At 60.3% G+C, this 24453-nt stretch carries 27 protein-coding genes; 15 read left to right on the top strand and 12 right to left on the bottom strand.

The features are described 5' to 3' along the window. Window positions 1–4 precede the first annotated feature (4 nt). The 3 genes from ACYVI2_RS28630 to ACYVI2_RS28620 all read left to right on the top strand — a co-directional run bounded on the left by ACYVI2_RS28630 (window position 5) and on the right by ACYVI2_RS28620 (window position 2598). The gene (locus ACYVI2_RS28630; RefSeq protein WP_415822430.1) at window positions 5–1645 is read left to right on the top strand and encodes an AMP-binding protein; all 1641 of its coding nucleotides are present in this window, start codon (window positions 5–7) and stop codon (window positions 1643–1645) included. Between the two features lie 41 nt (window positions 1646–1686). Further along, entirely contained in the window at window positions 1687–2121 is a 435-nt protein-coding gene (locus tag ACYVI2_RS28625) for an acyl-CoA thioesterase (RefSeq protein ID WP_415822429.1), read from the top strand. Window positions 2122–2193: 72 nt separating this feature from the next. After that, the gene (locus ACYVI2_RS28620) at window positions 2194–2598 is read left to right on the top strand and encodes a RidA family protein (protein ID WP_415822428.1); all 405 of its coding nucleotides are present in this window, start codon (window positions 2194–2196) and stop codon (window positions 2596–2598) included. Here the strand turns inward: ACYVI2_RS28620 and ACYVI2_RS28615 are convergent. Continuing rightward, a complete protein-coding gene (locus ACYVI2_RS28615; protein WP_415822427.1) occupies window positions 2595–3491 on the bottom strand; it encodes a LysR family transcriptional regulator in 897 nt (298 codons plus the stop codon). The two genes, ACYVI2_RS28620 and ACYVI2_RS28615, sit on opposite strands and share 4 nt — an antisense overlap. A gap of 107 nt (window positions 3492–3598) precedes the next feature. On the opposite strand from ACYVI2_RS28615, the gene ACYVI2_RS28610 reads away from it, so the two are divergent. Genes ACYVI2_RS28610 through ACYVI2_RS28590 form a run of 5 tightly spaced genes read left to right on the top strand, consistent with a single transcriptional unit; the run spans window position 3599 to window position 8219 of the window. Beyond that, window positions 3599–4591, top strand: coding sequence for a Bug family tripartite tricarboxylate transporter substrate binding protein (locus ACYVI2_RS28610; RefSeq protein WP_415822426.1), 993 nt, complete (start codon window positions 3599–3601; stop codon window positions 4589–4591). Window positions 4592–4625: 34 nt separating this feature from the next. Beyond that, a complete protein-coding gene (locus ACYVI2_RS28605; protein WP_415822425.1) occupies window positions 4626–5675 on the top strand; it encodes an Ldh family oxidoreductase in 1050 nt (349 codons plus the stop codon). Window positions 5676–5703: 28 nt separating this feature from the next. Next, window positions 5704–6681: a Bug family tripartite tricarboxylate transporter substrate binding protein gene (locus tag ACYVI2_RS28600; protein WP_415822424.1), complete on the top strand. Its 978-nt coding sequence runs from the start codon at window positions 5704–5706 to the stop codon at window positions 6679–6681. Window positions 6682–6684: 3 nt separating this feature from the next. Next, a complete protein-coding gene (locus tag ACYVI2_RS28595; RefSeq protein ID WP_415822423.1) occupies window positions 6685–7455 on the top strand; it encodes an MBL fold metallo-hydrolase in 771 nt (256 codons plus the stop codon). Between the two features lie 23 nt (window positions 7456–7478). Continuing rightward, on the top strand, window positions 7479–8219 hold the full coding sequence (locus ACYVI2_RS28590; protein ID WP_415822422.1) for an ABC transporter substrate-binding protein: 741 nt from the start codon (window positions 7479–7481) through the stop codon (window positions 8217–8219). A 76-nt stretch (window positions 8220–8295) separates the two neighbouring features. Here the strand turns inward: ACYVI2_RS28590 and hemL are convergent, their stop codons facing one another. The 3 genes from hemL to ACYVI2_RS28575 are packed head-to-tail and all read right to left on the bottom strand — an operon-like array spanning window position 8296 to window position 11133. Continuing rightward, window positions 8296–9579: a glutamate-1-semialdehyde 2,1-aminomutase gene (gene hemL, locus ACYVI2_RS28585; protein WP_415822421.1), complete on the bottom strand. Its 1284-nt coding sequence runs from the start codon at window positions 9577–9579 to the stop codon at window positions 8296–8298. A 7-nt stretch (window positions 9580–9586) separates the two neighbouring features. Then, window positions 9587–10327: a thiamine phosphate synthase gene (thiE, locus tag ACYVI2_RS28580; RefSeq protein ID WP_415822420.1), complete on the bottom strand. Its 741-nt coding sequence runs from the start codon at window positions 10325–10327 to the stop codon at window positions 9587–9589. After that, a complete protein-coding gene (locus ACYVI2_RS28575; RefSeq protein ID WP_415822438.1) occupies window positions 10324–11133 on the bottom strand; it encodes a bifunctional hydroxymethylpyrimidine kinase/phosphomethylpyrimidine kinase in 810 nt (269 codons plus the stop codon). Before ACYVI2_RS28575 ends, thiE begins: the two co-directional genes overlap by 4 nt. Window positions 11134–11292: 159 nt before the next feature. On the opposite strand from ACYVI2_RS28575, the gene ACYVI2_RS28570 reads away from it, so the two are divergent. The 4 genes from ACYVI2_RS28570 (at window position 11293) to ACYVI2_RS28555 (ending at window position 13391) form a co-directional block, all read left to right on the top strand. Then, the gene (locus ACYVI2_RS28570) at window positions 11293–11457 is read left to right on the top strand and encodes a rubredoxin (RefSeq protein ID WP_094819754.1); all 165 of its coding nucleotides are present in this window, start codon (window positions 11293–11295) and stop codon (window positions 11455–11457) included. A gap of 49 nt (window positions 11458–11506) precedes the next feature. Further along, on the top strand, window positions 11507–12121 hold the full coding sequence (locus ACYVI2_RS28565; RefSeq protein WP_415822419.1) for a YqgE/AlgH family protein: 615 nt from the start codon (window positions 11507–11509) through the stop codon (window positions 12119–12121). Beyond that, on the top strand, window positions 12114–12509 hold the full coding sequence (gene ruvX / locus ACYVI2_RS28560; RefSeq protein ID WP_415822418.1) for a Holliday junction resolvase RuvX: 396 nt from the start codon (window positions 12114–12116) through the stop codon (window positions 12507–12509). The genes ACYVI2_RS28565 and ruvX overlap by 8 nt, the downstream gene beginning before the upstream one ends. A gap of 96 nt (window positions 12510–12605) precedes the next feature. Further along, window positions 12606–13391: a lysophospholipid acyltransferase family protein gene (locus tag ACYVI2_RS28555; protein ID WP_415822437.1), complete on the top strand. Its 786-nt coding sequence runs from the start codon at window positions 12606–12608 to the stop codon at window positions 13389–13391. Between the two features lie 522 nt (window positions 13392–13913). Here the strand turns inward: ACYVI2_RS28555 and ACYVI2_RS28550 are convergent. The 8 genes from ACYVI2_RS28550 to mpl all read right to left on the bottom strand — a co-directional run bounded on the left by ACYVI2_RS28550 (window position 13914) and on the right by mpl (window position 22678). After that, window positions 13914–14753 (bottom strand): symmetrical bis(5'-nucleosyl)-tetraphosphatase, encoded by an 840-nt coding sequence (locus tag ACYVI2_RS28550; protein ID WP_415819138.1) that lies wholly within the window; start codon window positions 14751–14753, stop codon window positions 13914–13916. After that, window positions 14750–15928 carry an LPS export ABC transporter permease LptG gene (gene lptG / locus ACYVI2_RS28545; protein ID WP_415819139.1) on the bottom strand — a complete coding sequence of 393 codons (1179 nt, stop codon included), beginning with the start codon at window positions 15926–15928 and terminating at the stop codon, window positions 14750–14752. Before lptG ends, ACYVI2_RS28550 begins: the two co-directional genes overlap by 4 nt. 111 nt (window positions 15929–16039) lie before the next feature. Beyond that, complete coding sequence (gene mtgA / locus ACYVI2_RS28540; RefSeq protein ID WP_415819140.1) at window positions 16040–16774, bottom strand: monofunctional biosynthetic peptidoglycan transglycosylase; 735 nt, start codon at window positions 16772–16774, stop codon at window positions 16040–16042. Between the two features lie 6 nt (window positions 16775–16780). After that, complete coding sequence (gene aroE / locus ACYVI2_RS28535) at window positions 16781–17641, bottom strand: shikimate dehydrogenase (RefSeq protein ID WP_415819141.1); 861 nt, start codon at window positions 17639–17641, stop codon at window positions 16781–16783. A 100-nt stretch (window positions 17642–17741) separates the two neighbouring features. Further along, window positions 17742–18641, bottom strand: coding sequence for an energy transducer TonB (locus ACYVI2_RS28530; RefSeq protein ID WP_415819142.1), 900 nt, complete (start codon window positions 18639–18641; stop codon window positions 17742–17744). Window positions 18642–18655: 14 nt separating this feature from the next. After that, window positions 18656–20545: a ribonuclease catalytic domain-containing protein gene (locus tag ACYVI2_RS28525; RefSeq protein WP_415819143.1), complete on the bottom strand. Its 1890-nt coding sequence runs from the start codon at window positions 20543–20545 to the stop codon at window positions 18656–18658. A gap of 142 nt (window positions 20546–20687) precedes the next feature. Beyond that, on the bottom strand, window positions 20688–21284 hold the full coding sequence (locus tag ACYVI2_RS28520) for a YqiA/YcfP family alpha/beta fold hydrolase (RefSeq protein ID WP_415819144.1): 597 nt from the start codon (window positions 21282–21284) through the stop codon (window positions 20688–20690). Window positions 21285–21301: 17 nt separating this feature from the next. Next, window positions 21302–22678, bottom strand: coding sequence for a UDP-N-acetylmuramate:L-alanyl-gamma-D-glutamyl-meso-diaminopimelate ligase (gene mpl, locus ACYVI2_RS28515; RefSeq protein ID WP_415819145.1), 1377 nt, complete (start codon window positions 22676–22678; stop codon window positions 21302–21304). 69 nt (window positions 22679–22747) lie between these two features. On the opposite strand from mpl, the gene ACYVI2_RS28510 reads away from it, so the two are divergent. The 3 genes from ACYVI2_RS28510 to accB all read left to right on the top strand — a co-directional run bounded on the left by ACYVI2_RS28510 (window position 22748) and on the right by accB (window position 24449). Next, the gene (locus ACYVI2_RS28510) at window positions 22748–23299 is read left to right on the top strand and encodes a TlpA family protein disulfide reductase (protein WP_415819146.1); all 552 of its coding nucleotides are present in this window, start codon (window positions 22748–22750) and stop codon (window positions 23297–23299) included. 135 nt (window positions 23300–23434) lie between these two features. Next, window positions 23435–23869: a type II 3-dehydroquinate dehydratase gene (gene aroQ, locus ACYVI2_RS28505; RefSeq protein ID WP_094819767.1), complete on the top strand. Its 435-nt coding sequence runs from the start codon at window positions 23435–23437 to the stop codon at window positions 23867–23869. Between the two features lie 121 nt (window positions 23870–23990). Continuing rightward, complete coding sequence (gene accB / locus ACYVI2_RS28500; RefSeq protein ID WP_415819147.1) at window positions 23991–24449, top strand: acetyl-CoA carboxylase biotin carboxyl carrier protein; 459 nt, start codon at window positions 23991–23993, stop codon at window positions 24447–24449. Window positions 24450–24453: the final 4 nt, after the last annotated feature.

Here is a 24453-nt window from a genome sequence, read left to right as displayed (position 1 = left end):
CACCATGGAACGCTCCGCTCATCTGGACACATTCGCAAGAGATCATCTGCCGCCGCCAGAGGAGTGGCCCGAGTTTCTGCTCGATGGCCCTGATGTGAACTATCCCGAGCGCATGAATTGCGCCGCGGAACTCGTCGACGCCACGGTGATGGCGGGGCATGGTGAACGTATTGCGTTGCGTTGGCGTCAGGGCGATCAGCTCAGGACTATGACGTATGCCGAGTTGCGGACGCTGAGCAATCGGATTGCCCATGTATTGACCGAGGACATGCAGTTGGTCCCGGGCAATCGTTTGCTGTTGCGTGGCCCGAATAATCCGATGATGGCAGCCTCATGGCTGGCCGCCATCAAGGCCGGCCTGGTCACCGTGCCGACGATGCCATTGCTGCGCTCCAAGGAGCTGAAACAGATCATCGAGAAAGCGCAGGTGACGGCCATGCTGTGCGATGCGCAATTGCGTGAGGAGGCCGAGCATTGCCTGCAGCCGGATCATGAACATTACTGCGAGCCGCTCCGTCAGGTCGTGCTGTTTAACGATAGTGCGCCAGATTCGCTGGATGTGTTGGCGCAGGCTAAAGCCGATGATTTCTCCGTCTGCGATACGGCTGCCGATGATGTATGCCTGATTGCGTTCACCAGCGGCACGACAGGCATGCCTAAAGGATGCATGCATTTTCATCGCGATGTATTGGCCATGTGCGATCTGTTTCCTCGCCATGTCATCAAGCCCGGGCCCGACGATATCTTCTGCGGTACGCCGCCCTTGGCGTTCACGTTCGGTTTGGGCGGCCTGCTGTGTTTTCCGCTGCGCGTGGGCGCCAGTGTGGCGTTGGCGGAAAAACTCAATCCCGATGCGTTGATGGCCATGATTCAGGACTTTCGCGCCACGATCGTTTTTACTGCTCCGACTTTTTACCGTCAGATGGCTGGATTGGTCGGCAAATACGACATCAGCTCGTTAAAGAAAAGTGTGTCCGCAGGCGAGGCCTTGCCCGATGCCACACGTGAGCTATGGCGAAACGCTACCGGAATCGAGATGATCGACGGGATAGGCGGCACCGAGATGATCCACGTGTTCGTCTCCAGCCCGCCCGATGAGGTCCGCCCCGGAGCGATCGGCAAGGTCGTGCCAGGCTATGTGGCTTGCGTGGTGGATGAAGACATGCAGCCTGTGCCCAACGGCACCGCGGGACGTCTGGCGATCAAAGGGCCGACGGGATGCCGCTACCTGGCAGACGATCGTCAGGGACGTTTTGTGCAGCAGGGATGGAATCTGCCGGGCGATACCTTTGTACAAGACGATGACGGCTATTTCTTTTATCAGGCCCGCAATGACGACATGATCGTCTCCGCGGGATACAACATTGCCGGCCCCGAGGTGGAGGACGCGCTTTTGCATCATGAAGCCGTGGCCGAGTGCGGCGTCGTAGGGGTGCCCGATGACGAGCGCGGCCAGATCGTGAAGGCGTTTGTGGTGCTCAAGCCGGGCTATGAAGCGAGTGCCGGGCTGGTGAAGGCCTTGCAGGCTTTTGTAAAAGCGACTGTGGCTCCCTATAAGTACCCGCGTGCGATTGAGTTCGTGGAGGCTCTGCCGCGTACCGAGACCGGAAAATTGCAGCGCTTTGCGTTAAGGCAAAGGGCCTGATACCTGAATATGGAGCAGGTTTTACCCTAGGATCAACAGCGATGTCAGGACAACCCTTTATCAGCGAAGTCAACGTACGTTTTCGGCATTGCGATCCTGCCGGTATCGTGTTTTACCCGCGCTATTTCGAGATGATCAATGATTTCGTCGAGGAATGGTTCGATAGAGGGATGGGCTTGCCGTTTCACACGTTGCATGTAGGCCGCCGCATCGGGACGCCGCTGGCATCGGTGCAATGTGATTTTTCTGCGCCGAGCCGTTGGCACGAGACCTTGCGCCAGGAGCTGATTGTGCGTCGTATCGGCGGTGCGTCGTTCAGCGCTGAGGTGACGTTCTTTGGGCCAGATGGCGGTGTGCGGCTGAAGGCAACACTCACCATCGTCACGGTGGATCTGGATCGTATGCGGTCTACCGCGATTCCCGATGATTTACGCCTGCGTATGCAGGAGTTTTTAATCGCAGACCCGTCGCAGTAAGGCATCGTGCTTTCGATGAAAGCCGTCAGCCATAGGTGCGGCGTTCGAAGTTTTTAATAAAAGGATGATCCCATGAAGATTTTGCAACCGCCTGATTGGATGCCACCGCGTGGCTATTCGAACGGAGTGATGACGCAAGTCGCGGTCGGGGACCGGCTGGTGTTTGTCGGGGGACAGGTGGGCTGGAATGGTCAGCAGCAGTTCGAGACGGACGACTTTGCCGGACAAGTGCGGCAGGCACTGCTGAACGTGATGGCGATATTGGCCGAAGGCGGGGGCAAGCCAGAGCACATCGTGCGCATGACGTGGTATGTGAAGAACAAGCGCGAGTATGTGGCGTCCTATCCAGATATCGGCAAGCACTATCGAGAGATCGTCGGACGGCATTTCCCGCCGATGAGCGCGGTCGAGGTCGCCGATCTGGTCGAGGAGCGGGCCAAGGTAGAGATCGAGGTGACGGCGGTAATTCCCGGCTAACGCCGGGACTCCACCTTTTCTGCGAGCAGGTCGTATAGCAGTCGCGCGACGGGGTTGAGGTCCTTGCCGCGGGGATGTATCAGCCCTATGGTTCGTGTGATCGTGGGGTTACGCAGTGTGATGCTGACCAAGGTGTCATGGCCTTTGGATGGCATGGCCAGGCGTGGGACGACGCCGATTCCCAGGCCTGCTTCGACCATGCTGACCAGCGCCGGTACGTGTTGTACTTCACAGAAATGGCGAGGCCGCTGTTCACTGCGCGCCAGAGCCTGGTCAATCAGAAAGCGGTTGCCGCTGCCTTGTGCCAGCGTGATATAGGCGTGATGCGCCAGGTCTGCCCAATTGATGGATCGCCGCTTGGCCAAAGGATGTGCGCGGCTGACGGCTGCGACAAAGGGTTCCTCAAGCAATGGCTTGAACTCGATCTCTGCATCGTTGGTACCGATATAAGTCAAGCCGAAATCCGCATCGCCACGAGCGACCGCCGTTAATACCTGAGACGAGGATTCGTCGATGATGCGGATTCTGATGCGCGGATAGCGCGCATGATATTCACGAATCACGTCGGGGAGAAAGTATCCGACAGCCGATGGTACGCAGGCAATGGTCACCATTCCTGACAGCCGTTCGGCCACGTCCTGGATACCGACCAGCGCATTCTCCAGTTCGTTCAGAACGTTCCTGGCTCTGGGAACGAAACCGCGTCCTATCGTGGTCAGCTCGACTTTTCTTGTGGTTCTCGTAAACAGTTGGACGCCGAGCGCGTCTTCCAGTTTGTCCGCGCGACGCGATAGCGCCGATTGTGAGAGATGCAAGGCCTCGGACGCTGCTCGAAAGCTGCCTAAGTCGGCCACGGCCAAGAAAGCGCGCAAATCGGCAAGATCGAATTTCATGCGTTTTGAACAAGAATAGATCGAATTTTTGCACTTTACTCTATTCTGAGGCCTAGGCACGATAGCTCCCATCGCAGAGAACGGTCTGCGAGCGAGGAGACAAACTAATGATGCTTTTACGCAGAAACCCTCTGCGCCGATGGGCGCGGCTTGCCTGGATTTCTACGCTGATCTGTGCGGCGGCGGCAGCAAACGCCGGCGAGTGGCCCGAGCGGCCTATTCGATTGCTCGTTCCTTATGGGCCCGGGGGTAGTTCGGACGTGGTCGCGCGGGCGGTTGCCGCGGAAATGTCGCGCGACCTGGGGCAGCAGGTCATCGTGGAAAACAAGGGCGGCGGTCAGGGAACGATTGCCACGACGGAGGTCGCCCGAGCCAATCCGGACGGATATACCTTGATTCTGGGGCATGTGGGGACGTTGGCGGTCAACCCTACCATGATGCCGAAATTGAACTACGACCCGCGCCGCGATTTCGCCCCGATCGTCTTGTTGGCCAAGCTGCCTATGGTCTTCGCCGTGGGGGGCAATGTACCGGCAAAGACTTTGCCCGAGTTCGTTCAGTTGGCGCGGTCTAAACCTGGCGAGATCAATTACGGGTCCGCAGGTAACGGCAGTGCCGGACATCTCGCATTCGAGATGTTGAAAACTGCGGCAAAGATCGACGTGGTGCATGTGCCTTATCGAGGCACTGGCGCACAGGTCAACGATTTATTGGCAGGCAACATCGACGCTGCCGCAGCGGGAACGCCAGGGCTGTTGCCGCACGCCCAGTCCGGCAAGATCCGGATCGTGGCAGTGGGATCAGCGGCTCGGCTTTCCGTATTGCCTGATGTGCCAACTGTTGCCGAACAGGGGTATCCAGGCTTCGAAAGTTCGCAGTGGTTTGGCCTCTTGGCGCCGGCAGGAACCCCAGACCCGGTTATCAAACGACTGCACCAGGCGGCTTTGTATGCGCTTAACACTGATGCTGTCCGAAACCGCTTGGCTCACGACGCAAGCGAGCCCTCCGGCGCGGGCCCCGCCGAATTCGCGGCTTTTATCGACGCGGAAGAGCAGCGATGGGGCCGGGTCGTGAAAGACGCGCATCTCTCTATTGAATAAATCAAGACAGCATACCCATCCAGGAACATTCAGCATGACTCAAGCACGAGAAAAGATCGTTGTACCAGAAGCGCAGTTAACGGAACTCGGCATCCGAGCCTTTGAAGGGCTGGGATTGCCCCATCAAGATGCGGTGGATGTGGTTCGGATTCTCGTGCTGGCAGATTTGTTTGGACTCTCCACTCATGGCTTGTCGCGCATCGAGTCCTATGGTGAGCGCCTGCAGGTGCGCGGGATCAATGCCCGTCCGAATATTCAAGTGACGAGCCCCGCACCCGGGCTGCGATTGGTGGCGGGGGATAACGCCGTTGGTCCTCTGGTAGGAATGCATGCGTTACGGGCTGCCATGCAGGCGGCAGAGCAGTGTGGCGTTGGTATCGCGTTTGCGCGGCAGAGTAATCATTTCGGGCCGATTTCGCCTTATGGCCTGATCGCGGCAGAGGCCGGGTTTGCCAGCATCATAGGCAGCAACGCGACCACGACCATAGCCCCTTGGGGAGGAACGGATGCTCGCGTGGGCAATAGTCCGATTGGCTTTGCCGTTCCCAATCCTGGAGGAAACCCTTTCCTGTTGGATATGGCCATGAGCGTTGTCGCCAGAGCGAAGATTCGCAATGCCCTGAAAGCGGGTGCCTCGATTCCGGATACCTGGGCAACGGATGCCTCCGGTCGGCCGACGACGGATCCTAAGCAGGCGCTCGATGGTTTTCTCCTGCCTATCGGCGGACACAAAGGTTACGGACTCGCGTTGATGGTGGATCTCTTTGCCGGATTGCTGTCCGGCGCGGCTTATCTGACACACGTGAAGTCATGGGTCGATGCGCCAGACGAACCTCAGAATTTGGGGCATTTCTTTCTGTTGATTGATACCAAGAGGCTGGGTTCGACCCAGTGGCTCACCGACAGAATGAATGATTTTGCCTCCATTTTGCATGACAGCCCTGCTGCAGATGCCGAGCGGCCAGTCATTCAACCAGGCGACATTGAGCTGTCCAGGCTGAAAGCGCAACGAGCGGACGGTATCGCCCTCGAGCCAGAGGTACTGGCGTTATTGCGCAAGCATGCGGGCGAGCCGGTCGCTTGAGTGTTGCGGCGTATAGAGGAGACAGGCGATGAGGAAAAAAAGTCTATGTTCGGGCGTGATATTCGTCGCGGGGCTGATGGGATCCCCCGGTGCTGCCATGGCCGATTACCCAGATAAACCCATCCGGATGATTGTGCCCTATGTCGCTGGCGGGGCTGCCGATATCACCGCGCGAGTGTTGGCCGCACAGATGTCTCACGAACTCGGCGGCACGATCGTTGTGGAAAACAAGCCGGGAGCCAATGGCATGATTGGCACCGATATGGTCGCCAAGTCTGCGCCGGACGGCTATACGCTGCTGCTCGATGCGAGTGGTCCGCTCGTCGTCAATCCTTCGCTTTACAAAAAAACACCGTACGATCCCGTCAAGGATTTTGCTCCCATCAGTCAGATCGCGAGCTATCAGTATGTGCTGGTCGTACCTGAGCAGTCATCGATTCACAGTCTTGATGAACTCATTGCAGCTGCAAAGGAGAAGCCCGGTGCGGTCACTTATGGTTCCGCCGGTATTGGTGCCGGCGGGCATTTGGCCGGGGAATTGTTGGCGATGCAGACCAAGACCGAGCTTTCGCACATCCCGTACAAAGGCAATGCGCAGGCGTTGACGGATGTCCTGGGTGGCCAACTTTCTTTCACCTTTGATACGGTGGTTACCGCCACGCCCTATCTGCGTACGGGAAAGCTGCGCGGGTACGCGGTATCCGGTCCTCGCCGGGCAGAAGGGCTTCCCGACATTCCTACGATGCAGGAGCTAGGCTACAAGGATTTCGTCGTGACACAGTTTCAAGGCCTCTTGGCGCCGGCCGGCACGGATCCCCAAATCATTGCGAAGCTGCACGACGCCGCCGTGCGCGCCGCACAACATCCTGATGTGGTTCGAAAGCTGGCGACCGATGGAGGCAACGAGATCATCGCCGGGACGCCCGAAGCGTTTGCGCAGCAGATACGCGAGGATCTGCTGCGCTATCGGCAGCTGATTCAAGATGCTCATGTGAAAGCGGAGTAAGCGATGTATCAGATCGATATTCTTGTGCAGGGATACCCGGGGCGCGCCGTCTGTCACGGTGGGCTGGGTTGGAGCACCAGCACGTTATTGCGCGCGGCGGATCGCAAGATCCTGGTTGATGTGGGGGCTTTCGGTATTCGCCATCTGCTCAACAAGCAATTGCATGCTTGTGGTGTCGAGGCGTCAGAGATCACCGATGTGGTGCTGACGCACGCCCATTACGACCATGCCGTGAATTTCGTGCTTTTTCCCAATGCCACCGTTTGGATAGGGGAGCTGGAACTCGACTGGGCATCAAAACAACCACCGGGTTTCAATCCCTTGCCCGAGCTGTACGTACGAGAGCTGACACAGCTGGCCCGCGTCAAGCGTCTGCGTCACAACGAAACGTTCATTCCCGGTATTACAGCCATTGACGCGCCGGGGCATACTCCGGGCCACCTTCTGTTTTATGTGGACGACGAACGTCAACCCGTGCTGTTTACCGGAGATGCGGCAAAGAATCGCGCGGAGTTGATATCCAGCCGTGTCGTGGATACAGGGGACGTCGCTGCGAGCCAAGCAAGCATGGCACAGATCTGGAGGCTGTGGCGCCGCCGGCCCAATACGTTGCTCGTGCCGGGACATGATGTGGGAATGATCTTGAATGACCAGGGGCTGCCCGAATACGTGGGCGAACGCCGCGCAGCCATTAACGCGTGGTTTGGCGACGATCTAGAGCCCATGCCGATCGATCTTTGCTGTCAGCCGCGATTACAACGATTTTCCGTTTGAATTATCTCTTGGCCCCTTCCTCTATGACTATTGATCCGAATGTCGTTTCTTCCTTCACCCCTGCCGGCCGTCTGCGGGCATCTATCAATCTCGGTAATCCCATTCTCGCGAATCGAAATGCCGCAGGTGAGCCAGTAGGCGTGTCTGTAGACCTCGCGGGTGCTTTTGCCCGGCGCCTCGGTGTGGAGCTGGAGCTGGTCGTGCTTGATGGCGCCGGCAAGTCCGTGGACACGGTGACGCAAGAGCGAGCCGATATCGGTTTTTTCGCCATCGATCCCAAACGTGCGGCAGGGATATGTTTTACCGATGCCTATGTGCTGATTGAGGGGGCCTATCTGGTCCGCGATGACTCGCCGTTGCAGCACATGGACGAGGTCGATCGCGCGGGACATCGCGTGACGGTAGGCCAAGGCAGTGCCTACGATCTGTTCTTGTCTCGCGAGTTAAAACACGCATCTATCACGCGGGCGGCGACGTCTCCGACGGTTGTGGCAACCTTTTTGGCTGATGGGACCGAGGTGGCCGCGGGGGTCAAGCAACAACTTGAGTCGGATGCGCGCCACTATGGCGGATTGCGTCTGCTGGAAGGAAGCTTTATGACGATTCGTCAGGCGATGGGGCTGCCGCGCGGGCGAGTAGAGGCCGCTGCGAAAGTGCTGGCCAGCTTTGTCGAAGAGATGAAGCGCAGTGGATTTGTTGAGGATGCGCTGAAACGTCATGGCATACAGGGGGCTGCTGTGGCTCCGGCTGCGGCCTTGACCTGAGTACGATGGCATCAGGCCGTCTACAGTCAGTAGACGGCCTGATGATGTTGCGATGTTTCCTCAGGCGGTCAGGTCTTTAGGCCCGCATTCCCGCAAAAACTGCCTCGGCTGCGTCCAGCGTCCCATCGATGACTGCGTCATCATGCGTGGCCGAGACGAAACCGGCCTCAAAGGCCGACGGCGCAAAATGTACGCCGCGATCCAGCATGGCGTGGAAGAAATGCTTGAACGCCTCGCCGTTGCTGGCCGAAACCTCGGTGAATGAGGCAGGGACGGTCTCTCGGAAATACAGGCCGAACATGCCACCGACAGCGTCGGCGGAGAACGCGATATTGGCGGCTTGGGCGCGCTGGCGCAGACCGTCGACCAGGCGCGTCGTCTGGGTTGCCAGGCGATCATAGAAGCCCGGCTCGCCAATCAGGCGCAAGGTGGCCAGGCCGGCGGCGACCGCGACGGGGTTGCCCGACAGTGTGCCTGCCTGGTAGACGGCTCCCAGCGGAGCCAGATGTTCCATCAGGTCGGCGCGGCCGCCCAATGCGCCGACGGGCATACCGCCACCGATGACTTTCGCCAAGGTCGTCAGATCGGGTTTGATGCCGGTCAGACCTTGGACGCCTTGGGGGCCCACACGAAAACCTGTCATGACTTCGTCGAAAATCAGGACGGCGCCATGTCGCGTGCACAGATCCCGCAGGCCCTGCAGGAAGCCATCGGCGGGCTTGATGAGGTTCATGTTGCCGGCGACAGGTTCCACGATGACGCAGGCAATGTCGGCGCCGTGTTGCGCAAACGCGGCGTCGACGGCGGTGAGGTTGTTGTATTCCAGGGTCAGCGTGTGCGAGACGAACTCAGGCGGCACGCCAGCAGAGCTGGGATTGCCCAACGTCAACAAGCCCGAGCCGGCTTTGACCAGCAGGCTGTCGGAATGGCCGTGATAACAGCCCTCGAATTTGACGATCTTGGCACGGCCGGTGGCGCCGCGCGCCAGGCGGATAGCCGTCATCGTAGCCTCTGTGCCCGAGCTCACCAGGCGAACTTTGTCCAGAGAGGGCAGGCGTTCGATCAAGGTTTCCGCCAGTTCGATCTCGGCTTGGGTTGGTGCGCCGAACGACAAGCCCCCTAGCGCAGCTTCGCGCACGGCCTCGACGACGTCGGGATGGGCGTGGCCCAGGATGGCCGGGCCCCAGGAACCGACGTAGTCGATGTAACGAGTGTCTTCCTCGTCCCACACATAAGGCCCTTGGGCGCGCTTGATAAAGCGCGGCGTGCCGCCCACCGAGCGGAAGGCGCGTACAGGTGAGTTGACGCCGCCAGGGATGCTGCGGCAAGCACGATCAAAAAGTTCGGCGTTGGTGGACATGATGTTCTTATGAAAAAAGCGACGCGTCCGCGTCGCGGCAAGATGAAGGAAACGGCGCAGCGCAGGCTTGGGCTGCGGCCTTGATGTCAGGGGCCTCGAACAGCCCCGTGATCACCGCGATACTGTCTGCTCCTGCCTGAGCGACCTGCGGTGCCAGGGCAGGGGTGATGCCGCCGATAGCGACCACCGCAGCGCGTGCCATGGTTGCTGTCGAGGACGCAGTCGTTGCGTTCACCGGTTGTGCGGCCGCACCCCGATCAGCGGCATGACGTATCGCCAATTCGCGAGCCTGTGCGAGCAGGCTCAAGGGCGCTTGCACCGCTTGCGGTTTGGTGGGCGAGGAAAACACCGCCCCAAACGCGATGTAGTCTGCGCCTGCATCGAGCAACTGACGCGCCCGATCCAATTCGTTGTAGCAGGACGCGCCCAGGATCAGATTCGGTCCGGCATCCGCACGCGCCTGCGCCAGATCACCGTCGTCACGGCCCAGATGGGCGCCATCGGCGCCGACTTCCAGCGCCAGACGCCAGTGGTCGTTGATCAAAAATACGACGCCGAGCTCGCGGCATAGCGGCGCCAGTGCGCGAGCCTGGGCCGAACGTTGCTCAACGGTGGCGTTTTTGCGCCGCAGTTGCAGGGCACGCATGCCACCCGCGGCTGCGGCACGCACGGCGTCCAGCAAGCGATCCGTGTCGTCCCATTCAGGGGTAACACCGTAGAGTCCCGACGGAAAGCGTAATGTGCTCATGGGGTGCCTATCCGATTTGGAATCCGTCGACCCATTCCCGCCAAAAAGGCGGTTGCCAGGGTCTGATCGGCGTGGTGCAAGGCTTGTTCCACCGCTTTGGGCATGTCCAGCCCCTGTGCCAGCATGGCAGCCGCCGCCGTCGCGGCGACGCCGCCGGTGTCGGCATTGCGCTCAGGGGGAGCCTGCCAGGGCAAGGTGACGGTTTGCCCTTCGGGACCCAGCAAGACGTTGGCGTTATGTCCGGGACGCACTGGAGCGCCCAGTACCAGGGCCCACTGCGCACCGCCCGCGACCAGCGCATGCATCGGGCTGGGGGCATCGCCGATATTGATTTCGCCATCCGCATGCCATTGCGCCAGGCGCAGGTGTTCGACCACGACCAGGTCGGTCTGGGGCAGCACCAGTTCCAGCGTGGCGGCCAGCAGATCTTGAGCGTCGTCTTCGGCTGCCACGTCCTGGGACAGCAGGCCGCGTTGGCCTAGATGCAGCACCAGCGGCACCTGGCTATAGTCTGCGGCGACCTGGGCCACCACGCTAGCCGTCTCGGCACTGTAAAGTCCACCGACTTTAATCGCGTGTACCGGCATGTCTTCGAGCAGGCAGCGGGCCTGGTCGTCGAGCAATTCAGGGGAAATGGGCTGGATGTCTTCGATTCCGGCAGTATCCTGCACGGTAAGAGCCGTCGCCGCGGCCAATCCGTGGCAGCCCAGGCGGGCGCTGGTCACGGCGTCAGCGGGGAGTCCGTCGGCGCCAGAGGGATCAACCGGCCCGAAAATCAGGATGAGAGGGGGAGTCACAGAGGTCAAATGCTGCGTGAAAGACGGGATTTTGTCCGATCGCACGACGGCAAATCGGGCAACCCCTATTGGGTTTCGGTAAGATTGCCCCATTCTAATGGATGCGGCTTACGCTTTGCCCGTCGCGGGCGGGTCGGCCGCAATTGATGTAACAGAGAAAAGAGAACTATGCGTACTTGGATGTGTTTAATTTGTGGCTGGGTATACGATGAAGAGTCTGGCTTGCCAGAAGAAGGCATTGCTCCGGGCACCCGCTGGGAAGACGTCCCGCCGAACTGGGTCTGTCCCGAGTGCGGCGCCCGGAAAGAAGACTTTGAATTGATGGAAATCTGAACGTGCGGGCAGCCTGGCTGTCCCCGTCCAGCCCCAACAAGGGGGTGTTATGACCGACGAGCACTACGATACGCATGCTGATGACGCGGACGATGATACGTCCCAGGCGCCGGCCACCGATTTTTCCAACCAGTTCCTGATCGCCATGCCGCAGATGGTCGAGGGCAATCTGGCGGGATCGGTCATTTATATTTGCGAGCATACCCAGCGCGGGGCGTTGGGGTTGGTGATCAATCGTCCGACGGACCTGACTTTGTCCGGTTTGTTCGAGCGTATTGATCTGAAACTCGAGATTCAGCCCGTCAACGATACACCCGTCTTCTTTGGCGGGCCGGTGCAGACCGATCGCGGATTCGTCCTGCATGCCCCTGCCGGAGACTACAGTTCGAGCATCAAATTGGGCGACATGGCCCTGACGACATCCCGGGATGTGCTGCAAGCTGTTGCCGATGGTAACGGGCCTGCGCGTATCCTGGTTACGCTTGGTTATGCAGGGTGGGGTGCCGGCCAACTCGAAAGCGAAATGGCCCAGAACGCCTGGCTGAGCGTAAGCGCTGACGCCAAGGTCATCTTCGACGTGCCGCCCGAAGACCGCTACCCTGCGGCGCTGAAGCTGCTGGGCGTCGATCCCGTCATGCTGTCCGGCGGTGCGGGGCATGCCTGAGGAAACCCTGCTGGCCTTCGATTTCGGGGAAAAGAAAATCGGCATCGCCATCGGGAACACCTTGACCCGGCAAGCGCGGCCGCTCGAGATCATTTTCTCCGAAATTCGCGATACCCGGTTTGGGCGCATTGCCCAATTGCTGCAGGAGTGGCAGCCCCAACGCGTGATTGTCGGGCTGGCACTGGCCTCCGATGGCGGGGAACAGCCCGCCACTGCCCGCTGCCGCCGTTTTGCCAATCAACTCCACGGCCGGTTCGGCTTGACGGTCGAGCTCGTCGATGAGCGCGGCTCCAGCATGGAGGCCCAGCAATTGTTGGGTACGAACGAGCCCGACGACGCGATGGCCGCCTCGGTCATCCTGCAACGCTATCTAGATGCCTTGCCTTGACCACTATTCGCTCGTACAGCGAGGTGTCGTCCCAGCTGTAATGAGATGCCAGCAAGCAATCACAGGTATGATGCTGGCCGGCCGACCGTCCACCCCATGGGAGGGCAGGACGATGGCCTGGGAGTCCTGAACTTGTCTTTACTCAAGTTTCCACGCATCGTTCTGCGTTTGATCCTCGTGGTGCTGTGGATCATTTTTGGCTTGCTCTGCGTAGGCCTTGTCTATCCCTTTCTGGGACTGTCTGCACGTGCGCGGCTAAATCGCTTCTGGTCACGCTGGCTGATGTCATTTTGCGGCATCCGTGTCGTCGTCAGCGGTCAACCCTTGCTGACCGATGCGGTCCTGTGGGTAGCCAATCACGTATCGTGGATCGACATCTTCGTCGTCAATTCCGTTCGCGCCACAGCCTTTGTGGCCAAAAGCGAAATCCGCAGCTGGCCAGTCATAGGCTGGCTCGCTGCAGGCGCCGGCACCCTGTTCATCGAACGGGGCCAACGCCATGCCGTCCACGCCGTCGGCGAAGCCGTCCAGGCCCGATTTAAACAAGGCGAGGCCGTCGGCCTATTCCCCGAAGGCACTACCAGTGAAGGCGACACCGTCCGTCCCTTCCATGCCAGCCTCTTCGAGCCTGCCCGCGTAGCCTGTATCCCGATCCAGCCCGTCGTCCTGCGCTTCCTGCAACACGGCCAGCGCAGCCCTTTGGCCGCCTTCGTCGGCGAAGAAACCCTCGCCACCAACCTCTGGCGCGTTCTGGGCGCCACAGGCCTCTCAGTCGAAGTCGAATTCGTCGCCCCGCTGGCCACGCAAAGCCCCGACGGCACTCCAGTCACCCGCTTGGAAATCTCCAAACAAGCCCGCTCCGCCATCGCCGACCGCTTATAACAGCAGCGCGAGAGCGGGTAGCTATGAACAACCGGCGATTTGACGCCGTCGCCTCGGCATTGCGTAATTGGATCGGTGCTGTAGCGAGTTGCTCCGTCTCGGCGATAGCCGAAACGCCAGTATCCATCCCACTCCAAAAAAGCTTGCCCTCTCCAGACCAAACGTTATTTTTGGCCGCGCCCGTAGGCGGCCAAAAATAACAACCCTGCAAGATATTCTTCCTTGCCAAAGCCCGCCCCACGAAGCCTAAGCAAGACACCCGTCCCAGCGATGTGGGAGGCTTGAGCCATCGCGAGTCGAGCAGGGGCAATCACGGTGTGGGGGCGCCTCGTGGTCGAGCGAGGGAAACCGAAGGAGCGCAGCGACGAGGTTGACAAAGCGGTGTCGGCCGCGCAGGCGGCCGACCGACCACGCGAAGCCCCCACACCGTGATTGCCCCTGCTCGACGCCAGAAGAACTCATCCTCCTTCCAGCAAGAAGCAGACGCCTGGGTCATACGTGCGAACGCAGTCGTTCCCGAGGCTATTTCTCCACCAACGGATCCCGAAACTGCGAACACTTGATCTGCACAAGCTTCCGATCCTGCAACCGCATAGCCGTCAACTCCCCCCCCCAGACGCACCCCGTATCCAGGCAAATCACATCCGGTCTCACCAGCAACCCCAGCGTAGACCAATGCCCGAACACCACCGTCACATCTCGAGTCTGCCGCCCCTTGACGTCAAACCACGGCACCAACCCCGCAGGCCAGGCTCCTGGCGCGACTTTGGTATTGAACTCCATATGCCCGCGCGGCGTGCACAACCGCATCCGCGTCAACGCATTGATGATGACCCGCAGGCGTTTCCCCCCTGTATGGCCATCCTTCCATTGCGTCGGCTCGTTGCCGTACATCTTCTGCAGCGCCTTTTGCCAATTCGGCCCGCGCAACATGGCTTCCACTTCGCCGGCGAGCGCCAATGTCTTGGCCACATCCCATTTTGCCAAGACACCGGCATGCACCAGTAAATGCTCATGCTCAAAATGCGCCAATGGACGAAAACGCAGCCAGTCGATGAGCTCATCCGCATCCGGCGCGTCCAGAATCTCGTCAATCGTGTCTGATTTGGAGGGCTTGCGAACCCCCGCTGCCGCCGCCAGTAAATGCAGATCATGGTTGCCCAGCACGGATATCGCGCGATCACCCATCGCGATGATGCGCCGCAGGCTGGCGAGCGACTGCGGTCCGCGATTGATCAAGTCACCTGCGAACCAAAAACGCGCATCCGGTTCACTACTGATATCCGGATGGGATAGCAACTGCTCAAGCGGCGCGCAGCAACCCTGTACGTCGCCAATCATCCAAATGCTGCCGCCTGTCATACGGGATTTTTTCTCCAAGGCCAACGCGTTTGTATAAGGCGTGTCGTCGCGTGCCGATATTCCATCAAACTGAGTGCGCCCAGTGCCACGAGTACGGCCCCGACATTGGGACCCAATGCGGTCAACCAGGGCGGCCAACGACTCAGCATGCCGACATTCAGCGCCAACTGATTCAGCATGAAGAAGCCGACTCCCAATAAAATCCCCACGAATACCTTGGCACCCACGCCGCCGCGGCGCGTCTGCATAAAACCGATCGGCGCCGCGATCGTGATCATGACAAACAGCGTAAAGGGATAGGCCACCTTACGCCAGAGCGCGACAACCTGGCGGCTGGCATCGAGCTGGTTTTGATTCAGATAGTCGATGTAGTCCAGTAGCGTGCCCAACGACATGCGCTCGGGCGTCAAGACTCGCGCCAACAGGCGGTCAGCACTCAGCGTTGTATCCAGTTCGCGTTGCGGGACTTTGGCGACCTGCGCCGGCATCGTCGTGGGCTGCTTGGCATTGGCCAGCGCCTCGGCCGCCGAGTCATCCAGACGGGTTTCGACGACGTCGTGCAACACCAGCTTGTCGTTGGTAAAGGATCCTGTCGCCGCCTTGGACATCGTCGTCAACTCTTGTCCAGGTTTGAATTCATACAACGTCACTCCCTCGACATCGCCATTGGCCAGGAGGGTGGCAATGTTGATGATCCGGGTTCCTCCGTCACGCGTAGGCTCCTTGAACCAATACCCACTGTCCATGCGGGCGCCGCTGGCCTTGCCGCGGAACATCAGGCTGGCTTCGCCGCTTTTGATTTCGGCGGCCGGGGTGACGAATTCGGATAGCAGTGTGGCGCCGATGACCAGGGGCACCGTGATGATCCACAGCATGCCCAGCAGCCGCATGCCGCTGACTCCCGATACGCGCAGGATGACCAGTTCGTTACGCTGGGCGAGGCCGGCCAGGGCCAGAATGGCGCCGATCAACAAGCCAATGGGCAACAGGTCATAGAGCCGGGTGGGCAAGGCGAGCGCCTGCATATACAACAGGGCCAGCATGCTGAATTTGTCACCGACGTTGTCCAGGTCATCGACCAACGCGAAGAATGTGAAAAGCCCTAGCAGGGCCAACAGGACCACTGCACAAGAGCGAAAAATTTCGCGGGCCAGATAACGACGGGCGGTACGCATGAAATATAAGTCGAGCGTGGGGATACGCGTAAACGTGAAAGCTTACCAAAATCGCTCAGTCTGCCGGGGATGTTTTGCGTCGACGGAACGAGATAGGAGGTTTCCCCTGGGTTAAGGAATGTCAACCAGTCGCATACGGCGCGTCAATGTAGCCGTACGTGAATTCAGGTAACTGGTGTTGCGGTGCTTGTCGTAATAACGTGGATTGGGCAGCATCGCTGCCAGACGGGCAGACTGCGAGGCACCCAGGCCGCCCGCACTGGTCTTGTAATAGTGACGTGCGGCAGCCTCGGCGCCAAAGACGCCTTCGCCCCATTCGGCCACATTCAGATACAGCTCCAGAATACGCTCCTTGGACATCACGTGCTCGATCATATAGGTCAGCACCAGTTCCTCGCCCTTGCGCACGTAACTGCGCGAGCTGGACAGGAACAGGTTTTTGGCCAGTTGCTGCGTAATGGTCGAGCCGCCGCGCATTTTGCCGCCGCCTCTTTCCGCCTGGCGTTGGTTGTATTCCCACGCTTTGCGGATAGCGTCCCACTCGACGCCATCATGTTCTGTAAAGTTGGCGTCTTCTGAGGCGATCACTGCGCGTTTTAACGACGTGCTGATCTTGTCATAGGGGACCCATTGATATTGCAACTCGGCGTGCGGATTGGTTTCGCGCAGGCGCGATAACTCTTGGCGCATGACGGCACTGCTGCCGGGGTCCCGGTAGGCATACCAGACAACCAGGCAGAACATCCACAACTGATAAATGATCAGCAGGCACAACACGGCCATCAGGCCGGCTCCGATCACCCGGCCCCAACGAATGCGGCCAATAGTCGAGTTGCGCGTCGCCATCCGGGGTCAGCCCTTGGCCAACAATGCGGCGCGCAAGGTGGCGAGCACCGGTGCAGGGTCGGGGCGTACCCCATGCCAGATCAGAAAACTCTCCGCGGCCTGACCGACCAGCATGCCCAAACCATCGGCAGTGCGTGCGGCGCCGTCGGCTGTCGCCTGCTGCATGAACGCGGTGGGCGTGGCGGCGTACATCATGTCGTAGGCAAGCGCATTGGGGGCATAGAGGCCATGTGGCAGATCAGGCGCCGCGCCTTGCAGGCTGCTGGCCGTGGCGTTGATGACGACGTCCCAGCCGCCAGCCGTGCCGGCCTCTGCCAAGGCGCCTGCAGTGACGCGGGTATGGGGCGTTGCGCCAGTAGGCCAGGACGCGACCAGTTCGTGAGCGCGTGCAGCGGTGCGGTTGACGATATGCAGCTGGCCGCATCCCTGATCGGCCAAGGGTTGCAGCACGCCCCGCGCAGCGCCTCCGGCGCCAACCAGCAAGACACGCGCGCCGGCCAAGGTCACCCCCAACCGCAGCAGATCACCAACCAGCCCGACACCATCGGTATTGCAGCCATGCCAGGCGTTATCCTGCAGCCATAGGGTGTTGACCGCACCTGCCAGGCGAGCGCGTTCGCTCAAATGGGCGCGGGCCAATTCGAAGGCCTCCGCTTTGAATGGTACGGTGACATTCAGTCCCAAGCCGCCCTGTTCGCGAAAGGCTTGTACCGTTGCGGCGAATCCATCCACTGGCGCCAGCAGCGGTTCGTATTGCAGCGGTTTGCCCGTCTGTGCCGAAAACAGCGCGTGAATATGGGGCGATTTGCTATGTGCCACGGGGTTGCCGATGACGGCGTAGCGGGGTAAGGAGCTGGACGAGGTCATCTGCGTTATCTGAGTCGTGGGCTTAGTAGCTGGTTCGTCGGGCCGGATGTCGCGTCGGCTTACACAGGTATTCAGTTCAAGGGAGTAGCTTACGCAAAAATCATGGGGCCTGGGTTTGCAAGGTGTCGTTGACGAAATGCCAGGTCCTCGTAATGACCAGTATGTCCGTTTCGCTGGCGATGTCGGCTGGTAATGGGGGGAACGGTGACGCCAACTGCACGATACGCCGCGCCGCCTGGTTCAGCACGGCATGCTGCGAGGGCCGGTCGATGTCGACCGACGCGACGCTGCCGTCGGCGCGGATGGAAACGGTGATTTGCAGCGAACCATATAGCCGGCCGCGTGCCTGTTCCGGGTAATGACGGGTGCCGATGGCCTCGACGCGCGAGCGCCAACTGTCCAGGTACGCGGCATAGTGCGAGGCCTGTGCCGACGGCGCGACGAAGGTTTTACGCGGCTGGGCGTTATAGGACTGGATGCGCGAGGCCAGCGTGGCGACCTGGGCGTTCTGTACGACGCCTGGCTGCTCGTGCACGTCTTCGCCATCTACCGTGGCGTCGGGCCAGGGGTACACCGATTGTCGCTCGGTGCCGACCGTGGCCTGGGACTGCAATTGGGTCAGCAGCCGCATTTGTTCGGCCTCGAGCTGGGTCTGACGTTTGCGCATGGCCTGCAGCACAATCGTCTCGCCTGAATCGCCGGTACGAGGCAAGGGCGTGGCGGCCACCCCGCGGTCGGCGTTGCCGCCGCCATCCACGTGATTCTGCGCGATAACTTGAGCCTGGGCAGGGGCCAGCTCGGTGCGGGCATTGACCAGCGTGATCTCCAGCGGTGCCTGTTTAGGCCGGCTGGCAGTGGGCGTGCTCAGACGCCACGCCAGCGCACCGGCGTGCAGCAAGAGCGAGATCGCCAGGCCGATCCGCAAATAGTGCTGGGCGGGCGCGCTGAGCCAGCGCAATAATCCGCCCCGCGTCGAATACAAATTAACAGAGCGTTGCACGGGGGCATTTTAGATCAGGCGGGGGTTGCCGGGCCTACGTACCGGCAATCCAGCTCTAATCCCAACTCGTCAAAACCCAGGATGTCGAGTTCCACCGCTGCGCCGCGCTCGAGCTCGGGCAGACCCCCAACGCGCGTGACCAACGGCGCATTACTGAGGCGAACCAGATCGTCCCGCAATACATTCGCGACGACGCGGGTGACGCCTTGTTGTTGCAGCCAACGCAGGCACCAATAGCGTTCCATGCTGTTCTGGAAATCGCTCCAGGCAGCATATTGCGCGTCAAAGGCGCCGATGATGGCGAACAAATCGGCATCGCGTGGTTTGAAAGGCGCCACCAGACGCGCAGATACGCCGTGTTCCACGGCGGCAATCAGCTGCCATTGGTTCACCAGGTCGACATAGCGGCGCAATGGCGACGTGCTCCAGGCATACTGCGGCACCCCGATGGCCTCGTGCGGCAGGGCCTGAGTACTCATCCGTACCCGGCCGGCTTGTTGGGACCGGTAAATACCGGGCACGCCGTGCTGGTTCAGCACGCCGCCCCACACGTTGTTGGCCAGGATCATGTATTCGGCGACCAGGCGGTCCAGCGGCGCGTTGCGCTGACGAGGCACCAGCCGTACCGGCGTGTCCGGATCGTCTGGATCGCCGTCCAGGTAAAAGCTGTACTCGACCCGCGAGTTGTTTTCGGGTTTGCCGCGGACCGCATCGCGCTGGGCCGACAGCGCCATGGCCAATTGCCAGAGCGGACGCATCCAGTGTCCGTAGGGCAGCGGGGCATCGGGATCGTTCAGCGCGGCTTCGGTGATCTGGCCGTCCAATTCGTTGTGGCGCAGGTTGGCACGCAACACGACGCGTTCTATCCGCGTTTCGGTTTCCGCGATCTCGCCGGTCGCCGGATCTGCGGTCACATATAAAGACAGGGCAGGGACTTCGCGCCCCGCGTCCAGCGAGAACGCCTGAATCACATGGTCCGGCTGCATGGGGATTTTTTCGCCCGGCATGTAAACCGTGGACAGGCGAGCACGCGCCAGTTTGTCCAGATCGCTATCGCGTGTGACCGACAGGCCGGGAGCGGCGACGTGGATGCCGACGCGGATTTTCCCATCGGGCAGCGACGTTACCGACAGCGCATCATCGATCTCTGTGGTGGTGATGTCATCCACAGAATAGATTTCCGCATCCGCCAGCGGCAGTTCGCGTGCCAGCGCAGGGATAGGCGTGTCTGGAAAGCCCGTGCCGCGCGGGAAATGCGTGGCCAGAAAACGGCGCTTGTGCAGAGCCAGCGCATGCGGCCATGCGCCTAACTCCAACAATAAGCGGTCCGGGCTTTTTTGCAGCCGTGCGCAGGCCGCGTCCAGCGCTTTCCATGGCATGCTGTTCTTGTCGGGGCGAATCAGCAGCGTTTCCGCGACTTGGGCAATCTCGTCGGGCAGGCGGCCTGCGGCCATGTCGTCCACCCATTGCTGTTGCTGCTCAGCTTGTTTCTGCTTCTTTTCCAGGGCCGCCAGCGCCGCTGCCAGGATCTCGGGCGGGGCGGGGCGGTAGGTGCCTTTGCCGCGGCGGTGAAAATAGGCGGGCGCACTGTGCAGGCGCATCAGCAACGCGGCGCGTTCCACAGCGGAGGGCGTGTGGCCGAAATAGTCGGCGGCCAGTGCTGCCGAGTCGAATTCTTCCTGCGGCGCACATTCCCACAAGAACTGCAGATCCAGGGCTTCTGCGTCCTGTGCGGCTTGCGTCAGCAGTGCGGCAGGCGCCGGATCGGCAAAGGTGAACAGGACATTGGCGCGCTTGATCTTGCTGCGCTTGCCCGACTCCGACTCCACTTGCAGGCTGGCGTCGGTTTCCGACATGATGTTGCCAGCCTTGAAGCCGCCGTCTTCTTCGTAAAACACGTACATAATTCGTCCATCGAGCGCGCGGCATCATCCGCGCAGACCTATCTTGAAAGCACATCCCGGACCGAGCACCGCACAGTCCTTCCCCCTGCGAGTGAGGAACCTGAATCGGCTCGACGTTCCTTGAGCGCAGGCGCTTGGTTATCTAATTTGAGTCTGATTCCGCGAAATCCAACACCTCGGGCAGCCATTGTGCAAAATCCGACAGCCCATGATCGCTACCCGGGACGATGCGCTGGCGGCAGCCCGCATAGCGATCACGCATTTCTCGCCAATCGAGCACTTCGTCGCCCGTAGCCGCTATCAAAAAATAGCGCTCGGGCTGGGTGATGGCGGGCACGTAGGCGGCGGCCAATTCGGCCACATACTCGGCCCGAAACTCAAATGGAGCGTCGGAATGATACAGGCGGTGCTGGCCTACCTGTGTGGCCAAATCGCGTGGCGCCTCGACCGCGGGATTGAGCAGCACGGCTTTGCAGTCCAGTTGTTCGGCGAGCCAGGTGGCATAGTAACCGCCCAGAGACGACCCGATAATCGTCAGGTCGCGAGGGGACGCCGCCGTCGCCAATTGGCGCTGCGCCAAGCCGATTGCCAGGTCCAGCGCAGCCTTGGGGCTGGCGGGCAGTTGCGGGCATTGCCAGTTGCGCTCGCCCGCCTGGCCGCGATCGGCGAGGGCTTGCGCCATCAGTCGGGCCTTGAACGAATCTGGCGAGGAGCGAAAACCGTGCAGATACAAAATCATGATGAGTCCTGAGCGCGCTAGGCGCCAGTGCGTTGCGCCAGCGCGTCGAGCAGTTTGCCGTGCACGCCGCCAAAGCCGCCGTTGCTCATGACGAGCACGTGATCGCCGGGGCGTGCTGCCTGGGCCACTGCGGCCACCAGCGCGTCCAGATCATCATAGCTGCTGGCGCGCGTTCCCAGTGGGGCCAGGACCTCGTCGGGGTTCCAGCCCAGCGCGTGTTTACCGCTGCGCGCGCCAAAGCAGAAGACTTGATCCGCCAGTCGCAGCGACTCGGGCAGGCGCGCCGCCATGGCGCCGAGCTTCATCGTATTCGAGCGCGGTTCCAGCACGGCCAGAATGCGTGCGTCACCGACCTGGCGGCGCAGGCCCTCCAGGGTCGTTTCAATGGCTGTGGGATGATGCGCGAAATCGTCATAGACTTTGACGCCATTGACGGTCCCGCGCAGCTCCATACGGCGTTTGACACCGCCGAATCGGCTGAGTGCCTCAATGCCATCGGCAGGATCGACGCCGGCATGCTCGGCGGCTGCCAGTGCAGCCAAGGCGTTCATGCGATTGTGTTCACCGCCGAGTGTCCAGCGCACCGTGCCCAAAGACTGTCCGTCGCGCAGCACCTCAAAGGCTCCGTCTGCATCTGCCGGGCCGGCTTGCCAGGCGCCGTCGACGCCAAAGCTCGCCGTTTCTGACCAGCAGCCGCGTGCGATCACTCGGTCCAGCGCCTCGGATTTGGTGGGCAGCACAATGCGGCCCGAGCCGGGGATAGTGCGAACCAAATGATGAAATTGGGTCTCGATCGCTGCCAGATCGGGAAAAATATCGGCGTGATCGTATTCCAGATTGTTCAGGATGGCCGTGCGGGGGCGGTAATGCACGAACTTCGAGCGCTTGTCGAAAAACGCCGTATCGTATTCATCTGCTTCAATGACAAACGGCCGTACGGCCGGATCGTAGCGAGCCGAGACCTTCAGATCATTGGCTACGCCGCCAATCAGGAAATTGGGATGACGCTCTGTCGCCTCGAGTACCCAGGCCAACATGGAGCTGGTCGTGGTTTTGCCGTGCGTGCCGGCGACTGCCAGCACATGGGCGCCAGGCAGAATGTTGTCCCCCAGCCATTGCGGTCCCGACACGTAGCGTGCGCCGGCATCCAGAATGGCCTCCATGAGCGGATTGCCGCGCGTGACGACATTGCCGATGACATATAAATCAGGCGCCAGTGACATCTGGTCCGCGCCATATCCCTCGATCAGCTCGATGCCTTGCTCGGCCAGTTGAGTGCTCATCGGCGGATAGACAGCGGTATCGCAGCCCGTGACGCGATGTCCGGCGGCTCGTGCGATGAGCGCCAGGCCACCCATGAAAGTGCCGCAAATACCAAGAATGTGCAGGTGCATAGATCATCTCCTCGGGCGCATTGTAGAGGGTGGCTGCCGGATGGCGTCACCTGAGGTTATGATCAGGCCATGAATCGTCGTCTCTTTCTTTATGCTGGAGCCGCGGTAGCGGCTGCCGCAGCGGGGGGCTATGCCTATCGCTCGCGTCAATCTTCCTCGACGTCGTCGGCGCCGTCCGACGTGCCTGGGGCATCGACTGCCGACCCGGTTGCCGCATTGCGTACTTTGTCCTTGCCCGATCTGAATGGCAAGCCGCATCGTATCGATCAGTGGCAGGGGCGCCCGGCCGTGGTGAATTTCTGGGCCACCTGGTGCGCGCCGTGCGTCAAAGAGATGCCCGAATTGCAATCTTTGCAGGAAAAATACCCACAAATTCAATTTGTAGGTATTGGCGTCGATAAAGTCGCGAACATGCGGCAATTTCTCCAAAAAGTGCCGGTTTCATACCCATTGCTAGTAATGGAGGCAGGTGCCATTGATACCTTGCGGACGCTGGGCAACCCCGCAGGCGGCTTGCCGTTTACCTTGGTTTTCAATGCAGATGGCAGCATTAACCGTAAAATACTGGGTCAAATCCAGTTTGACGATCTCGACCGCACCCTCAGCACTTTGACCACGTGATTCTGCGTTTACCACAAGATGCCGTATAACGTTACTTTGCGACATCTGTTGGACAAATGGTGTGAATAGGCGTAAAAAGGCGGTTTATCGACTGTTTTGCCGACACTTTGCGGCAGGTTTTCTGGCGCGACGCTCATGGCGCAACACATCCTGGTATTGCACGGCCCCAACTTGAACCTGCTGGGTTCACGCGAACCCCATATTTACGGCAGCTTGACGCTGGCGCAAATCAATCAGGGATTGGAATCCTTGGCCGGGGAATTGGGCGTAGGGCTTACCGCATGGCAGAGTAATCACGAAGGTGCATTGGTTGATCGCATCCAGGCTGCGCGCCAGGATGGGACCGACTTTATCGTCATCAACGCAGCGGCGTACACCCATACCAGTGTGGCGTTGCGAGATGCGTTGGCGGCGGTCGCAATTCCTTTTATTGAAGTACATTTGTCGAACCTGTATAAACGCGAGCCATTCCGGCAGCATTCCTATCTGTCTGACTTGGCCGTGGGCCTGATCAGCGGTCTGGGCGCAGACGGCTATGAGGCTGCAGTGCGCTATGCGGCGCGGCATTAACCAGTGCCGCGTGCCGTTTGCGACGTGGCAGTCTCAGTATTTTCCTTACTTTATATACACATACGATGCAGCGCGGTCCTGTTGAAGGCGCGTTGGCAACATTAATCGGGAAGCAGCTTCTATGGATCTCCGAAAACTCAAGACCTTGATCGACTTGGTGGCTGAATCGGGCATTGCCGAGCTTGAAATCACAGAAGGCGAAGGCAAGGTTCGTATCGTCAAGTTCTCGCAGACCCTGCAGCCGGTGGCTTACCATGCCCCCGAAGCAGCCGTCGCGCCTTCCCCTGTGGCGGCCGCGCCTGCGGGCACCGCTGCGCCGGCTGCCGAGGCTGCTCCGGTCCTGCAAGGCCACGTGGTCAAGGCACCGATGGTCGGCACCTTCTATCGTTCGCCGAACCCCGGCGCCGCGCCCTTTGTCGATGTCGGCCAGACCGTCAAAGAAGGCGATCCGCTGTGCATCATCGAAGCCATGAAGCTCCTCAATGAGATCGAGGCCGACAAGTCCGGCGTCATCAAAGAGATCCTCGTCGAAAATGGCGAGCCCGTCGAATACGGTCAACCGCTGTTCGTTATTGGCTGATTGC

It is taken from the genome of Bordetella tumbae (assembly GCF_054780995.1).
This window is presented reverse-complemented; position numbering and strand designations above follow the sequence as displayed.